Raw genomic sequence first — 14,112 nt, 5'->3', positions numbered from 1 at the left:
ATCTGAGTGCTGCTTATGTTTACATTAATAAAATTGAAAATTCAAGTATTTAGTCGTTTTTTAAGTAATATGATTATGCCTAATATTAGTATATTTATTACATTAGGAATAATGACATCTTTTTTTATGCCGTTAGGATGGTTTCCTAATCAGTCATTATCACATTTAATATCTCCCATAATAAATTATCTTTTACCTTTATCAATTAGTTATACTGGAGGACGATTAATTAGTGGTGAAAGAGGAGGTTTAGCTGGTAGTATCAGTACAATAGGAGTCATTACTAGTACTACTATGCCAATGTTATTAGGCGCTATGATTGTTGGTCCATTAGCTGGTTGGAGCATAAAAATTTTTGATAAATTAATAGAAAAAAATATTAAAAGTGGTTTTGAAATGTTAGTTAATAATTTTTCTCTTGCTTTTGTCTCTATTTTTTTATCTATTTTTTCATTTTTTTTTATTGGACCTTTAGTTGAATTAATTTCTCAAAATTTAAATTATATTATTAAAATTATAATATCTTATAAATTATTGCCTTTAATTTCAATTTTTATTGAACCTGCTAAAATATTTTTTTTAAATAATGTAATTAATCATGGTATTTTATCTCCTCTAGGTATTCAAGAGATTATTAATAATAATAGTTCTATATTTTTTTTAATAGAATCGAATCCAGGACCTGGATTAGGTATATTGTTGGCTTGGTTTTTTTATGGAAAAGGAGAATTTTCTAAAACAGCAGGAGGAGCGGCGTTAATTGAATTTTTAGGTGGAGTACATGAAATTTATTTTTCTTATGTTTTAATAAAGCCAAAATTAATTATTTCTTTAATTTTAGGTGGTATGACAGGAGTATTTTTATTGGTTTTTTTACATGGTGGATTGGTATCAGTAGTATCACCTGGATCTATTTTATCAATTTTAGCTATGACTCCAAAAGGAATGTATTTTACTAATATAATATCTATCTTTTTTTCTTTTTTAATATCTTTTATTAGTTCTATAATATTATTTAAAATAGAATTAAATAATAAAAATAAAAATGTTGAACAACTACAAAAAAGTGATTATTTTCGCGGAATTTCATTTACTAATATTAAAAATATCATATTTGCTTGCGATGCTGGAATGGGTTCTAGTGCTATGGGTGCAAGTTTACTGCGTAAAAAAATAAAAAATGCGAATTTAAAATATATTTCTGTATCTAATATGCCTATTCATTTATTACCTAAACATGCAGATTTAGTAATTACACATTATCATTTAACTCATCGTGCAAAAATATATTCACCTCATGCACAACATATATCTTTAAAAACATTTTTAAATCATAGTTTATATGATAGTTTAATAAATGAATTAATAAAAAAGAAAATTATTTTTAAAAATAAACGTAATAATATAGATGAAATAAAAAATATAAAAAAATCTTTTATAATAAGTGAAAAAAATATTTTTTTAAATCAATATGCGATCAATAAAGAAGAGGCAATAAAATTAGTTGGAAAATATTTAGTTGAACAAGGTTATGTAAAATTAGATTATATTGATGCTATGTTAGAACGTGAAAAAATCTCTTCTACATGGTTAGGAGAATCTATAGCTATACCGCATGGAACTATTCAATCGAAAAATTCTATTTTAAAAACAGGTGTAATTTTTTGTCAATTTCCAAAAGGGGTACATTTTGGAGAAGATATTGATGATATTGCTTATATAGTTATTGGTATTGCAGCAAGAAATAATGAACATATTATGGTAGTAAGTAATATTACCAATGCATTAGATGATAAAGAAATTATTAAAAAATTATCTAAAACTAATAATATACAAGAAGTATTATCTTTTTTAAATGTTAATAAAGTATAATATTTTATTCATTACAAAATAATTAAGGTTTTTATGGAATCACTTCATTTCGGAGCTGGAAATATTGGTCGTGGTGTGATTGGAAAATTATTATCAGATTCTGGTTTTAATGTTATTTTTGTTGATATTAATCAATTTTTAATTGATGCAATTAATTATCATAAAAAATATAATGTAAGATTAGTTAGTGAATATCAAGATAAAATAGAATGTGTAAAAAATGTGAGTGCAATACATATAGATAATCCAAACATAATAAAAATTATTGCTAACGTAACCATAATTACAACAGCAGTCGGTTTTAATATTTTAGATAAAATTGCTATTATTATTGCAAAAGGTTTAATATATAAAATGGATACAGGATCAAATAAACCATTAAATATTATATCTTGTGAAAATAAATTTTTAGCTAGTTCATATTTAAAAAAAGTAGTTCTTTCATATTTACCAATACAATATCATGGTTATTTAAAAAAATATATTGGTTTCGTAGATTGTAGTATTGATAGTATTATACCTTCAATATATTCTAAAGAAAAAGATATGTTATTATTAATTATTGAAAATTTTCAAGAATGGATTGTTAATTCTAAACAATTTAAAGGTGATATACCTAATATTAAAGACATGAAATTAAAGAATAATATAATATCTTATATTGAAAGAAAACTTTTTACTTTAAATACAGGACATGCCATAGCTGCATATTTAGGATTAATTCAAGGATACGAAACTATTCAATCAGCAATTCAAGATCATCATATCTATAAATTAGTTAAAAATGCTATGAGAGAAAGTGGAGAAGTTTTAATTAAAAAATATAACTTTAATAAAAATGATCATTTTTCTTATATTAACCATGTTTTATCTCGTTTTAAAAATCCTTTTTTATTAGATCCTTTAAAAAGAATAGCACGTAATCCAGTACAAAAATTAGATAAAGAAGAGAGATTATTTAAACCTGCTTTAGGAGCAATAAAATATAATTTTTCTTATTCTTATTTAATTAAAGGAATTGCAGCAGCATTATATTATCGAAATGAAAATGATTTGGAATCTATTCAAATAGGAATTATGATTAAAAAATATGGTATAAAAAAATCTATTTTAACTATTTCAAGATTAGATAATTATGCTGATTTTATTTCTGATATTATTGCGGAGTATAACGTTTTGTTATCATAATTATTTTAAAATAAGAATATATATAATTTATATTCATTAATGTTTATCTTTATACTTTAATATTACTGCTAATATAAAATAATATATTTAAATTATTTTTTAAAAATATAAAAGTAATATTTAATATTGATTAATTTTTTATTAAATAAAATAAAAAAATTTAATAATAACTACAATAATATATTTAAATTATGAATACTATAAAAATGTGGAAAAAACCTATAATTTTTTTTTAATGGGACCTACAGCATGTGGAAAAAGTAAATTTGCTATTTATCTTAGATCACATTTACCTATTGAATTAATTAGTGTTGATTCAGCTTTAATCTATCGTGATATGAATATTGGTACATCAAAACCTAGTTTTTCTGATTTATCTAATCATCCTCATCATTTATTAAATATAAAAGATCCAAGTGAAAATTATTCTGTTGCAGAATTTCAAAGAGATGCTTTAAAAATAATTATAAATATTATTAAATCTGGTAAAATTCCTTGTCTTGTTGGAGGAACAATGTTTTATTATAAAGCATTATTAAATGGATTATCTATTTTACCAGAATCAAATGTTAATATTCGTAAATATATTTTGCAAGAAAACTATAACAAAAATTGTTTACATGATAAATTAAAAATCATTGATCCAATTTCTGCTATACGAATTCATCCAAATGATATACAAAGAGTATTAAGAGCATTAGAGGTTTTTTTTATTTCTGGAAAAACATTAACTGAATTAACTCAGAATAAAAGTAATGTCTTTCCATATAACGTTTTACAATTTGCAATGATGCCACCAAATAAAAAATGGTTGTATAATAAAATAAAAATTCGTCTAGATCATATGTTATCTTCTGGATTTCAAAAAGAAGTAGAAAAATTATATTATCGAGGAGATTTAAACGTGGAGTTACAATCTATTCGGTGTATAGGTTATCGTCAAATGTGGGAATATCTTGAATATAAAACTAGTTTCCAAGAAATGTTGTATAAAATTATTCATGCTACTAAAAAATTAGCAAAACATCAATTTACTTGGTTAAAAAAATGGAAAGACATTTATATATTGGATAATCAAGACTTTAATTTATCAGTTAAAATAATTTTAGATATTCTTAAGAAAATAAATTATATATTATGATAATATATAATTCATTGTTTTTAAAAGTATCTTAAAAAACTATATTTTAAGTATTTTTAATATAGAATAGATCTAATTATTATAATAATATTTTATAATTAATTAGAGTGATACAAAATAATGATATATGAGGCATTATATGGTCTGGAATACACCAAATGATAATGAGTCTGATATTGATCCTTGGGGTAAAAAGAAAAAGAATGATAAAAATTTTGAAAATCATACTGATGAAAAGAAAATAATTAAAAAAAATCATTCAACAGATATGAAAGATTTTTTATATAAAATTGGAGATACTATCACTAATAAGCATAATTCTTCAAAATTATCAAAGAATAGTATTAATCCGATTTTTATTATAATTTTTATTAGTTTTTTTATTTGGTTTTTTCATGGTTTTTATACTATTAAAGAAAATGAACGAGGTGTAATTACTACTTTTGGTAAATTTAGTAAGATAGTTACGCCAGGATTACATTGGCGGCCTGTTTTTATTAATAATATAAAAGTTGTTAATATAAATATTATGCGCGAGTTAACTACAACGGGATTAATGTTAACATCTGATGAAAATATTGTTCGTGTATCGATGAACATTCAATATAAAATTAATAATCCTGTACATTATTTATTTTCTTTATCACATCCAGATGATAGTTTACATCAATCTACAGATAGTATAGTACGTAATATCATCGGTAATATTGATATAAATCATATCTTTACTAAAGAACATAAATGGATTAGAGACGAGATTCGTAAAGGTATTGAAAATATAATTAAACCATATAATATGGGAATTAGAATATTAGATGTTAATGTTCGTATGATTTCTATTCCAGAAAAAGTTAAGTCTTCATTTAATCATGCTATTATTGCTAGTGAAAATTATAATCAACATATACGTGAAGCTCAAATATATTGTAGAAAAATGATATTTCAAACTAATGTAAAAGCAGAAAAAATTATTCAAAAAGCAAAAATATATGCATCGCGTATTATTATAGCAGCAGAAGGAGAAGTAGAACAATTTTTAACTATATTACCAGCATATAAATTATCTAAAAAAATAACTCTTCAACGTTTATATTTGGAATCTATGGAAAAAATATTAGGTAATACTAGAAAAATTTTAATTAATGGAAAAAATAATATATTTTTATCTATTAATAATTCTTTAGATAATATGCCATTAATTTTTAATCCTATTAAATATTATATTAAACCTCATAAACATAATATTAATTTAACTCAAAAAAATAAAAATAATCTTTCTTTATTTTTTCCTAATGAGATTTTCGAACAATATCATGTAAACTCTATACATAATTATATTAAAAATTCAGAGAAAAAATAAATATGAGTAAATTTTTCCTTAGTTTATTTAGTCTATTATTTTTATTTGTTTTCTCTTCTTTTTTTGTTATACAAGAAGGAGAACGTGGAATTATATTACAATTTGGCAAAGTTTTACGGAATAATACAAATAAAACTGTTGTATATACTCCAGGATTACATTTTAAATGGCCATTTTTAGATACAGTTAAAATATTAGATTCTCGTATACATACAATTAATAACGAATTAGATCATGTAGTAACAAAAGACAAAAAAGAAATTATCATTGAATCATATGTAAGATGGAAAATTAGTGATTTTAGTCGTTATTATCTTAATACCGAAGGTAAAAAGATCTGGCAAATAGAAACGTTATTAAAACATTATATCAATGATCAATTGCGTTTATATGCTAGCAATGTTGATATAAAAGATATTATTTCTCATGCAGATACAAGATTAACATGCTGTATATTAAATAATATTAATACAATATCTGTATTAGGGATTAATGTTTTAGATTTTCGTATTAAAAAAATTAATTTTTCAGAATCAATGTATCACACCATCTATAATCGTATGAATTTAGAACAAGAATTGATAGCACAAAATAAACGTTCTGAAGGATATGAAAAAGAAAAAAAATTACGTTCGTATACAGATTATAAAATATCTATTATTTTAGCAAAATCAGAAAAAAAAGCTTTAATTATTAGAAGTCAAGCAGAAGCAAAAGTGACTAAATTATTTGCAAAAAATTTTAGTAAAGAACCAGATTTTTATTTATTTATACGTAGTTTGCGTGCATATGAAAATATTTTTCAAAAAAATAATAATGTCATTATATTAAATATAGATAGTGATTTTTTTTCAGTACATACAAAAAAAAATAATATTATAAATTAATTTTTATAAAAACAATATAATGATAAGAATTAGTAAAAATAGGTATTAGAATATGAATAAAAATATTGTGATATTAGGAACACAATGGGGTGATGAAGGTAAAGGAAAGATTGTTGATGTTTTAACTAAATCTAATTCTTATGTAGTTCGATATCAAGGTGGTCATAATGCAGGTCATACATTAGTAATTAATAAAGAAAAAATCATTCTCCATTTAATTCCATCTGGATTATTACATAATAATGTTATTGGTATTATTTCTCATGGTGTAGTTGTTTCTCCAATTGCATTATTTAATGAAGTAAAAATGTTAGAAAAAAATGGTTTTTTTGTAAAAAATCGTATTTTTATTTCTAATTCTTCTCCTTTAATATTAAAATATCATATTGATATGGATATTGCTCGAGAAAAAAAATTAGGTCGTAAAGCACTAGGAACAACAGGTAGAGGAATTGGTCCTGCATATGAAGATAAAATATCTCGTCGGGCTTTACTTGTCGGTGATTTAAAAAATAGAGATAAATTATATATTAAATTAGAAGAAATAGTAGAATATTACAATCATCAATTAGTATCTTTTTATAATTTTCCCGCTATTGATTATAAAAAAATTTTTAAAAATTTGCTACCTATAATAGATTTTTTTCATGATATGATTCAGGATACTACACATATTTTACATACAATAATAAAAAATAAAAAAAATATTATTTTTGAAGGTGCGCAAGGCAGTTTTTTAGATATTGATAATGGATCATATCCATATGTTACTTCGTCTAATAGTACTATAGGTGGTGTAATAACTGGTACAGGATTAGGTCCAAAAAACTTTCATTATATATTAGGAGTTACAAAAGTATATTCTACGAGAGTTGGTTACGGACCTTTTCCAACAGAATTATTTGATCATATAGATAAACATTTTTCTAATTATGGTCAGGAATTTGGATCTACTACTGGTCGAAAAAGACGTACTGGTTGGTTAGATGCAGTATTATTAAATCGTGCAGTACATTTAAATTCTTTATCAGCATTGTGTTTGACTAAGTTAGATGTTTTAGATGGATTAAAAGAAATAAAAATTTGTATAGCATATAAAAACATACATACTTTAGAAATTATTAAATATCCTACTATGTATGATTTAGAAAATATAGAACCAATTTATGAAGTACATCCAGGATGGAATACAAATACTAAGGGTATTACTAAATTTCATTTTTTACCAAAAGAAGCTCAAAATTATATTCATAGAATAGAAGAAATAACAAAAATTCCTGTTGATATTATTTCTACAGGTCCTGATCGTTTACATACTATTTTTATGAAAAATTTTTCTATTTTTTAATTGTTAAATTTTTTTATAAATATTTTATATAATTATTTAAGGAATATAGCATTATATATTGTTAATAAAATAGTAATAATATTGTAAATTTAAAATACAATTAATAAAAATTAATTTTATTATTATATAATTTTTATATATATTATAAAATAATATAAATGGAGAAGTATATATGGTAGTAGATCCCTACCAAAAAAGAGAAGCAAAAAAATATAAAAATCCGATTCCTAGTCGTGAATATATTTCATCATGGTTAAAAAAAAATAAAGATGTTACAACTCAAAAAAATTTAGAAAAAATTTTTGATATTAAAAATAAAGAAGAAAAGAAAGCATTGCGTCGAAGATTAAGGGCAATGGAACGAGATGGCCAAATTATTTATACCCGGAATAAATGTTATATTACTCCAGAAAAATTAAAAACTATACAAGGAAAAGTGATAGGACATCGAGATGGATATGGATTTCTAAGAGCAGAAACATTAAAAGATGATTTATGGTTATCTACAGAACAAATGAAATTATGTATTCATGGTGATTTTATTTTAGCGCATGTTTTTGATAGTGATAAAAAAGGACGTAGTGCAGCAAAAGTCTTAAAAATATTAAAACCAAATAGTAATTTAATTGTAGGTCGATATTATATTAAAAATGCAAAAAATTTTGTTATTCCTGATGATACTCGCTTTAATTTTCATATTTTTATTACATCCTCTATTCAACCAAAATGTATTGCAGTAGGATCAATTGTTGTAGTTAAGTTGAAAAATTATCCTTTAAAAAGAAAAATAATAGAAGGTGTAATAGTAGAAGTTTTAGGTAAAAAGATGGCTACAAATTTGGCAATAGAAGTAGCACTTCGAACACATTCCATTCCATATTGTTGGTCTGAAGAAGTTAAAAATCAATTATTATATATTAAAAACAATATAAGTTATAGTGATAGAAAAAATCGCATAGATTTATGTCATCTTCCTTTTTTTACTATAGATGATGAAGATGCACGTGATTTTGATGATGCAATTTTTTGTAAAAAAAAAAATAATTCAGAAGAAGGGTGGGATTTATGGGTAGCTATTGCAGATGTTAGTGCGTATGTTAAACCTAATACAGCTTTAGATAAAGCAGCCTCTGAAAGAGGTACTTCTGTATATTTTCCTTCATTAGTCGTTCCTATGTTACCTGAAAAAATATCTATAGACTTATGTTCTTTAAAGCCTGATGTTGAGCGTTTATGCTTAGTTTGTCAAATGCATTTATCCATTACAGGAGAATTAATCAGTTATAAACACTATGAAGCAATAATATCTTCTAAAGGACGGTTTACATATAATGAAATATTTAAAATATGGAATGGAGATATTGATTTACGTATACAGTATAAAAAAATAATAAAATATATTGATAATTTATTTGACTTACAAAAAATATTTCATATATATAAAATAAATAAAAAAAGCATTGATTTTGAAAATATAGAACCAAAGTTTATTTTAGATAAAGAAAATAAAATTTATAAGATTTATCAAAATATTAGAAATGATGCACATAAATTTATTGAATCATGCATGATTTTAGCTAATATTGCTTCATCATTATTAGTAAAAAAATATAAATATCCTACTTTATTTAGAAATCATGATAAACCTAGTCAAAATAATGTTATCAGTTTTCGTTTATTTTTAAAAGAATTAGGTTTAACATTAGATGGAGGAGATATTCCAGATGCAGTAGACTATTCTCATTTATTAAAAAAAATTTCTTTTCGTTCTGATTATGAAATGATTCAAATTATGTTATTACGATCTATGAAACAAGCAGTTTATTCTCCAAAAAATTGTGGTCATTTTGGATTATCTTTACCAAGTTATCTTCATTTTACTTCACCGATAAGACGTTATCCTGATCTTTTAGTTCATAGAATTATTAAGTTTTTAATTTTAAAAGAAAACAAAATATTGATTAATAAAAATAATATGTATAATACGCATTTAATAAGTTTAAAAGATGCAGAACAATTAGGAATTCATTGTTCTATGACTGAAAGACGTGCTGATAATGCTGTTCGTGATGTAGTTGACTGGTTAAAATGTGATTTTATGCAAAAAAAAATTGGTCATATATTAACTGGTGTTATTTCAAACGTTACATCATTTGGTTTTTTTGTTCGTTTAAATCAGTTATTTATTGATGGATTAGTACATATTACATCATTACATGATGATTATTATTATTTTGATTCTATTAGATTAAGATTAATAGGTAAATCTCATAAAAAAATTTATCGTCTTGGTGATAAATTAAAAGTAAAAGTTATTGCTATACATTTACATGAGCGTAAAATAGAATTATCTTTATAGAGATCTTATGATAGTTTTATTTAAACCTATGAAATTATATTGATTTTTTATGAAAATTAAAATACCATATATAACACTTTATCTATAATTTTAAAAAATATTTTCTCTCTTCCTTTAAAATAGATACATATAATACTTGTAAGGAAGCTAAAATTTTTTATAAGGATCATTGTTATGCGACATTATGAAATAATTTTTATGATTCATCCTGATCAAAGTGAAAAAGTTCCCGCTATAATTGATAATTATAAAAAAATTATTCATGACAATTCTGGAATTATACATCGGATTGAAGATTGGGGAAGACGTCAATTATCTTATTCTATCAAGAAATTACATAAAGCACACTATGTATTAATGAATATTGAAGTATTACCTAGTATTATACATCAGCTTGAAAAAGATTTTCGTTTTAATAATGCTATAATTCGAAACCTGATTATGTATATGAAAAAAGCAATAGTAGAATCATCACCAATGATTAAAAATAAAGATGAAAAGAAAGAAAAAAATAGAATAAATTCTGAATAATTTTGAAAATAATTGTATTTTTATTATAATAATATTGGGGAGAATATTAATGGCACGTTATTTTCGTCGTCGTAAATTTTGTCGATTTACTGCAGAAGGGATACAAGAAATAGACTATAAAGATATTTCAATATTAAAAAATTATATTACAGAAAGTGGAAAAATTGTACCTAGTCGAATTACTGGAACAAGAGCTAAATATCAAAGACAATTAGCTAAAGCTATTAAAAGAGCTCGTTATCTTTCTCTAATTCCATATACTGATCAGCATCATTAAAAATAAATTAATTTAATATTAAAAGAGTATATTTATGGATGTCATTTTACTATCTAACATTAATAAATTAGGTAATTCTGGAACTCGTATTCGGGTAAAATCTGGATATGCAAGAAATTTTTTAATTCCAAAAGGAAAAGCTATTTTAGCTAATAAAAAAAATGTTGAATCATTTGAAGCTCAGCGTATTGCATTAGAACAAGAAAAGACTAGTAAATTAATTATTGCACAAGAAAGAGCTGAAAAAATTAAAAATATACAATCTATTAAAATTTTTTCTAAATCTGGCAGCGAAGGAAAAATTTTTGGGTCAGTAGGAATTCGAAGTATTATTAAAGAATTAACATTATTAGGTTTTAAAGTACATAAAAAAGAGATTAAGTTACCAAATGGTTCTTTGCGTAAAATTGGCTTGCATGAAATTATTTTTCAACCACATTATGAAATATCTCAAAAGTTTATAGTTGATGTAATATCAAAAAATTAATTATAAATTATATAATTATTCACATAAATTGATAGATAATATGAAAAATGATAAAAATATTAAAAAAAGTTTGTAATTTAGCTAAAGATTCTGGTCATTTTATTATGGATTTTTATTTACATAAAGAACGAATAAAGGTATATTACAAACCAGATAATACTCCAGTAACTAATGTTGATTATAAAGTTAATAATATAATTAAAAATTCTCTTTTTTCTATTAATCCTCATATTCCTATAATATCTGAAGAAGAATCATATAATACTAAATTACATTATAAATGTTCAAGATATTGGTTAGTTGATCCACTAGATGGAACAAAAGAATTTTTAAATAATAATGGTGATTTTACAGTAAATATTAGTTTAATTGAAAATGGTATTCCAATATTAGGAGTAATATATGCTCCTTTTTTTAAAGTTTTATATTATTCACTGTATAATACAGCTTGGAAAGAAGAAGATAATATTAATAGAGAAATACAAGTGTCTAATTCTATCATTCCATTAGTTGTTGTTAGTCGATCTCATTTTGATGAAAAAATAAATAGTTTTTTAAAAAATTTAAAAGATTATACTATAAATAAAATGGGTTCTTCATTAAAATTTTGCTATATAGCAGAAGGAAAAGCACAAATTTATCCTCGTTTTGGAAATACAAATACTTGGGATACTGCTGCAGGTGAAGCTATTCTTATTGCCGCTGGTGGAATTGTTAAAACATGGAAGGGAGATAATTTAAATTATCAACTTTCTTCTTCATTTTTAAATTCAGGGTTTTGTGCTTCTGTATTATAAAATTTTAATTTTATCTTGATAAATGGAAAACAAAAATTTTTATGAATACAATTAAAATTAAAATTATTGATGTACGTATAAAAGAATTATTTTCTTTACCAACATATGCAACTTTAGGTTCATCTGGATTAGATCTTAGAGCATGTATTCAAAAAAAAATTATACTAAAATCAAAACAAACAATTTTAATTCCTACAGGAATAGCAATATATATATCTAATCCAAATATTACAGCATTAATTTTACCACGTTCTGGTTTAGGCCATAAAAAAGGTATTATTTTAGGAAATTCAGTAGGTTTAATAGATTCTGATTATCAAGGTGAATTAATGATTTCTTTATGGAATAGAAGCTTAAAAGATTTTTATGTTATTCCAGGAGATAGAATTGCACAAATTGTATTTGTTCCCATTATACGTCCTACTTTTCGTGTAGTAGAAAATTTTGATAAAAGTATACGTTATAATCAAGGATTTGGTCATTCTGGTATTATATAAGGATATTTTTATTTTCAAAAATGCTATATTTTTGAAGATATTTAATTAAATCCGGGATATTTTTTTTTAATTCTTTTCTCTCGATAAGGTATAAAATAATATCTTTCATTGTAATGATGGAATTAATATTGTATTTTTTATTATATGTATTTATATATAAATTTTTATTTATTTTTTCTTTTCTATCTAATAATACAAATATAGAGGAAATATATCCTCCTTGTTTTTCTATTATTTCGCAAGCATGATTAATAGATATTCCAGATGTAATAACATCATCTAAAATAATTACTTTTTTATTTTTTACGTTTTTTCCGATAAAAAGTCCTTTTTCTCCATGTGTTTTTTTTTCTTTTCTATTAAAAGAATATGGAATATTGATATTATAGTAGTGACTCAATGCAATAGATGTTGCTATTACTATAGGAATTCCTTTATATGCCGCTCCAAATAAAAGATCAAAATTAATTTTTGAATTTACAATAAGATGAGCATAAAATAAACCAACTTTTAAAATATCTTTTCCAGTAGATAATAAACCAGAATTAAAAAAATATGGACTAATTCTTCCTGATTTCAATTTAAATTTTCCAAACATTAATGCTTTTTTTCTTAAAGATAATGTAATAAATTTTTTTTTATAGTCCATTTTAAATCCATAAAATATTTCTTCGATAAAACTTTATATTTTTTTGGCCCCTGCTGGATTTGAACCAGCGACCAAGCGATTATGAGTCGCTTGCTCTTACCACTGAGCTAAGGGGCCAATATTTTTTTTCTATCTTTACTATAAATCAATTTTTTATAATAATCTAGAATTTTTTTATTTTTTATTATAAAATAATATTTATATATAATTGACATATATAAAATTTTTTGTTATACCTATATATATTCCTCTGTAGTTCAGTTGGTAGAACGGCGGACTGTTAATCCGTATGTCACTGGTTCGAATCCAGTCGGAGGAGAAAATTTTTTAATTTATAATTATTTTTAAATCTTTAGATAATATTTTCTTTTCTCTTGATAATTCTGCAATATTTATAATATAATTGTCAATTCTATCTTCATAATCACTTTTCATAGTAAAAATTATTTTTTTAATTTCTTCATAATTCATTTCTGATGTAATATATTAATTTAAATTACATAATAATAAAATTCTTTTTTGATTATCTCGAATTTTTTTTAATATCATAAATTTTTTTAATTTTATTGTTTCTTCTAAATTTATGAACAAATTCTAATACATTTTGAAATGATTTTTTTAGGTCAGTCATATTTTTTATAACCTTTTGAAAAAATTATTTTTTTGAATACTAAATTATTAATTGATATTTTATATTTAATCTTATTTAACAATAGAAA

Annotated in this window: 13 protein-coding genes, 2 tRNA genes and 1 pseudogene; 13 read left to right on the top strand and 3 right to left on the bottom strand. The window is 23.0% G+C overall.

Annotated elements, in window-relative coordinates; genetic code table 11:
* Positions 1-15 precede the first annotated feature (15 nt).
* The 12 genes from ACOI1G_RS00865 to dut all read left to right on the top strand — a co-directional run bounded on the left by ACOI1G_RS00865 (position 16) and on the right by dut (position 12,744).
* Positions 16-1,872, top strand: coding sequence for a PTS mannitol transporter subunit IICBA (locus tag ACOI1G_RS00865; RefSeq protein WP_422667450.1), 1,857 nt, complete (start codon positions 16-18; stop codon positions 1,870-1,872).
* 33 nt (positions 1,873-1,905) lie between these two features.
* Positions 1,906-3,060, top strand: a complete 1,155-nt coding sequence (locus ACOI1G_RS00860) for a mannitol-1-phosphate 5-dehydrogenase (protein ID WP_422667449.1) — start codon at positions 1,906-1,908, stop codon at positions 3,058-3,060.
* A 235-nt stretch (positions 3,061-3,295) separates the two neighbouring features.
* Entirely contained in the window at positions 3,296-4,201 is a 906-nt protein-coding gene (gene miaA / locus ACOI1G_RS00855) for a tRNA (adenosine(37)-N6)-dimethylallyltransferase MiaA (protein ID WP_422667575.1), read from the top strand.
* A gap of 139 nt (positions 4,202-4,340) precedes the next feature.
* Positions 4,341-5,561, top strand: coding sequence for an FtsH protease activity modulator HflK (gene hflK / locus ACOI1G_RS00850; RefSeq protein WP_422667448.1), 1,221 nt, complete (start codon positions 4,341-4,343; stop codon positions 5,559-5,561).
* A 2-nt stretch (positions 5,562-5,563) separates the two neighbouring features.
* A complete protein-coding gene (gene hflC / locus ACOI1G_RS00845; protein ID WP_422667447.1) occupies positions 5,564-6,448 on the top strand; it encodes a protease modulator HflC in 885 nt (294 codons plus the stop codon).
* A 52-nt stretch (positions 6,449-6,500) separates the two neighbouring features.
* The gene (locus ACOI1G_RS00840) at positions 6,501-7,796 is read left to right on the top strand and encodes an adenylosuccinate synthase (RefSeq protein WP_422667446.1); all 1,296 of its coding nucleotides are present in this window, start codon (positions 6,501-6,503) and stop codon (positions 7,794-7,796) included.
* 172 nt (positions 7,797-7,968) lie between these two features.
* On the top strand, positions 7,969-10,155 hold the full coding sequence (gene rnr, locus ACOI1G_RS00835; protein ID WP_422667445.1) for a ribonuclease R: 2,187 nt from the start codon (positions 7,969-7,971) through the stop codon (positions 10,153-10,155).
* A 174-nt stretch (positions 10,156-10,329) separates the two neighbouring features.
* Complete coding sequence (gene rpsF, locus ACOI1G_RS00830) at positions 10,330-10,686, top strand: 30S ribosomal protein S6 (protein WP_422667444.1); 357 nt, start codon at positions 10,330-10,332, stop codon at positions 10,684-10,686.
* Between the two features lie 49 nt (positions 10,687-10,735).
* Entirely contained in the window at positions 10,736-10,963 is a 228-nt protein-coding gene (rpsR, locus tag ACOI1G_RS00825) for a 30S ribosomal protein S18 (RefSeq protein WP_422667443.1), read from the top strand.
* Positions 10,964-10,997: 34 nt separating this feature from the next.
* Positions 10,998-11,450 (top strand): 50S ribosomal protein L9, encoded by a 453-nt coding sequence (rplI, locus tag ACOI1G_RS00820; protein WP_422667442.1) that lies wholly within the window; start codon positions 10,998-11,000, stop codon positions 11,448-11,450.
* A 47-nt stretch (positions 11,451-11,497) separates the two neighbouring features.
* The gene (cysQ, locus tag ACOI1G_RS00815) at positions 11,498-12,247 is read left to right on the top strand and encodes a 3'(2'),5'-bisphosphate nucleotidase CysQ (protein WP_422667441.1); all 750 of its coding nucleotides are present in this window, start codon (positions 11,498-11,500) and stop codon (positions 12,245-12,247) included.
* A 41-nt stretch (positions 12,248-12,288) separates the two neighbouring features.
* Complete coding sequence (gene dut / locus ACOI1G_RS00810; protein ID WP_422667440.1) at positions 12,289-12,744, top strand: dUTP diphosphatase; 456 nt, start codon at positions 12,289-12,291, stop codon at positions 12,742-12,744.
* On the opposite strand, the gene pyrE is transcribed toward dut, so the two are convergent.
* Together pyrE and ACOI1G_RS00800 are read right to left on the bottom strand one after the other, a co-directional pair.
* Positions 12,737-13,393, bottom strand: a complete 657-nt coding sequence (gene pyrE, locus ACOI1G_RS00805) for an orotate phosphoribosyltransferase (protein ID WP_422667439.1) — start codon at positions 13,391-13,393, stop codon at positions 12,737-12,739. The genes dut and pyrE overlap by 8 nt on opposite strands.
* Positions 13,394-13,437: 44 nt before the next feature.
* A tRNA-Ile gene (locus tag ACOI1G_RS00800) sits at positions 13,438-13,510 on the bottom strand.
* Positions 13,511-13,639: 129 nt separating this feature from the next.
* Here ACOI1G_RS00800 and ACOI1G_RS00795 point away from each other — a divergent pair.
* Positions 13,640-13,712, top strand: a tRNA-Asn gene (locus ACOI1G_RS00795).
* An 8-nt stretch (positions 13,713-13,720) separates the two neighbouring features.
* On the opposite strand, the pseudogene ACOI1G_RS00790 reads toward ACOI1G_RS00795, so the two are convergent.
* A pseudogene (locus ACOI1G_RS00790) lies at positions 13,721-14,024 on the bottom strand (DUF496 family protein).
* Positions 14,025-14,112: the final 88 nt, after the last annotated feature.

The sequence above is a fragment of the Buchnera aphidicola (Pterocomma populeum) genome (assembly GCF_049314985.1).
Classification (GTDB): domain Bacteria; phylum Pseudomonadota; class Gammaproteobacteria; order Enterobacterales; family Enterobacteriaceae; genus Buchnera; species Buchnera aphidicola_BQ.
This window is presented reverse-complemented; position numbering and strand designations above follow the sequence as displayed.

Bases quoted from the DNA above. Each gene is read 5' to 3' on its own strand.
- cysQ (WP_422667441.1), top strand. From the start codon at position 11,498: ATGATAAAAATATTAAAAAAAGTTTGTAATTTAGCTAAAGATTCTGGT.
- miaA (WP_422667575.1), top strand. From the start codon at position 3,296: ATGGGACCTACAGCATGTGGAAAAAGTAAATTTGCTATTTATCTTAGA.
- rnr (WP_422667445.1), top strand. From the start codon at position 7,969: ATGGTAGTAGATCCCTACCAAAAAAGAGAAGCAAAAAAATATAAAAAT.
- rpsF (WP_422667444.1), top strand. From the start codon at position 10,330: ATGCGACATTATGAAATAATTTTTATGATTCATCCTGATCAAAGTGAA.
- pyrE (WP_422667439.1), bottom strand. From the start codon at position 13,393: ATGGACTATAAAAAAAAATTTATTACATTATCTTTAAGAAAAAAAGCA.
- ACOI1G_RS00860 (WP_422667449.1), top strand. From the start codon at position 1,906: ATGGAATCACTTCATTTCGGAGCTGGAAATATTGGTCGTGGTGTGATT.
- ACOI1G_RS00840 (WP_422667446.1), top strand. From the start codon at position 6,501: ATGAATAAAAATATTGTGATATTAGGAACACAATGGGGTGATGAAGGT.
- dut (WP_422667440.1), top strand. From the start codon at position 12,289: ATGAATACAATTAAAATTAAAATTATTGATGTACGTATAAAAGAATTA.
- hflC (WP_422667447.1), top strand. From the start codon at position 5,564: ATGAGTAAATTTTTCCTTAGTTTATTTAGTCTATTATTTTTATTTGTT.
- ACOI1G_RS00865 (WP_422667450.1), top strand. From the start codon at position 16: ATGTTTACATTAATAAAATTGAAAATTCAAGTATTTAGTCGTTTTTTA.
- rplI (WP_422667442.1), top strand. From the start codon at position 10,998: ATGGATGTCATTTTACTATCTAACATTAATAAATTAGGTAATTCTGGA.
- rpsR (WP_422667443.1), top strand. From the start codon at position 10,736: ATGGCACGTTATTTTCGTCGTCGTAAATTTTGTCGATTTACTGCAGAA.
- hflK (WP_422667448.1), top strand. From the start codon at position 4,341: ATGGTCTGGAATACACCAAATGATAATGAGTCTGATATTGATCCTTGG.